This is a genomic window from Roseobacter sp. HKCCD6576-2 (assembly GCF_013179285.1).
GTDB lineage: Bacteria > Pseudomonadota > Alphaproteobacteria > Rhodobacterales > Rhodobacteraceae > Rhodophyticola > Rhodophyticola oceani.
This window is the reverse complement of record NZ_WVNW01000057.1, coordinates 1-1674: the sequence shown is the minus strand read 5'-3', so window position 1 is coordinate 1674 and position 1674 is coordinate 1. Positions and strand designations below refer to the sequence as shown.

The window sequence follows — 1674 nt, the reverse complement described above, 5'->3', positions numbered from 1 at the left end:
TCAACCGAGACCACGTAGATCTCAAGTGGTCCGCCCGTGGCACCGGCGCTGCCCACGCTGGCAATCAACACCTCCATATCGCCTGACACATCGCCGGTGAAGTGAAGCATGTCGGTGTCCGTGCCATCCATACGCGCATCCAGCGCAAAAACATCCGATCCCGTGTCCGACCCGGTGTAATTACCCTCAACTCTGATCTCATCCCCCGTCGTCCCGTCCTGCACGCTCAAGGTCAAGTCACCCGCATTGGTCACTTTGTCACCTGCGATGGTCATGCCTCCATTCCCGCCAAACGCGTAGAACTCAGATCCGGCGTCGATTGAGAGATCCATATCCACTGTCGTGACCCCAGACAGGTTCAGGGTCGCGTCATTCAGCTTGACACTTTCCCAATTAAGGAAGTTATCAGTTGTGTTACTAATAGTCTGGCCATTCACAGTGAGCTGATCGTTATCGCCTATACCGCCGTCCAGAACCTGGGATCCGTCATAAAGGCTTGCGGCAAAAATCGTGACGGTATCGTCACCCTCTCCGCCATAAATGCCACCGGTGAAAGTGCCATCTGCTATGTCCACGATGTTGTCACCTGCCACAAGACGAATATCCCCGGTGAAACGGCCACCTTCCAGGGTCAAGGTATTGTCGCCATCCCCGCCATAAACATTACCGTCGATGCGTCCACCTGTCACAATCAGGGTATCGTCACCTGCATCAAGCTCAATATTGCCGTCGATGTTCCCTGCCGACCTGATAACCGCCGTACCGTCGTCGACGCCTGTTCTCGGCACGCCATCCCCCCCGGCAGCGGCAGTCTCCGTGCGTATTGCAATGCCACCCCCCCCGGCAATCACATTGGCACCGCTGACAATATCAATCGTCCCGGCTTTGCTGGATATCGTTCGGATCGCGGCAGCGCCGCCTTTCACAGTCCCGGCCACGTCTATGTCAAAGCCTTGTGCGCCTAACCTGACTCTACTGTTGGGGACATTAGCATCAGCCCTCACTTCATTCCCTGAAATGCGGATCCCATCTGAACCCGCTCCTTCAGCTGTGACCTTGGCAAACGTACCCAGCTTGACAATCGCCCGCGCCTGCGTCGCCGAGCCCGCTACCACCCGCGTGAAATCCGCGCGCCTTTGCGCTTGCGCTTCCACATAAATCCCGTGAGACCCGCCCCCCTTCGTGGTGATTGTGCCATTACCAACACTCATGTCCACGATAATGTCACCGCTACCAGAGTTGTGCGCCAAAATCCCATGGGAGTTGCCACCACCACCGGTAGCGGTACCATCAATAATCCGCACCTCCCCCGTCACGATCCTCCCCCCGGTCATTTCCACCGTCGCCACTCCTGTACTGTCCGGGTTGTCAACCTGCGCCTCAAGCCCGTAGGAGTATGAAGCATGCGTGGTGATAGAGCCGCCCTCCATTCGCGTCAGCGCTTTGCCTTTGCCGCCATTGGCCTGCGAATCGGCTCCAACGCTATTGCCACCGAAAAGGGTGATCTCCCCGGCTTTTACCAGGGCCGTCGCCACCCCCGTGGATTCAGGATCAGGATCGATGCTATCCGCCCGAAGCCCGTGCGCCGAGCCTCCATTCACGATGATGCGGCTTGTTTTGCCAACATCTTCACTTATTTCCGCAGTCGCATTGCCAACGCCAATGTGGCCCGCC

General features: G+C 57.5%; 1 pseudogene. It reads right to left on the bottom strand.

What is annotated here, in order from left to right:
* Window positions 1-1535 (bottom strand): annotated as a pseudogene (locus tag GTF44_RS21905) (hypothetical protein); the annotation flags it as partial.
* Window positions 1536-1674: the final 139 nt, after the last annotated feature.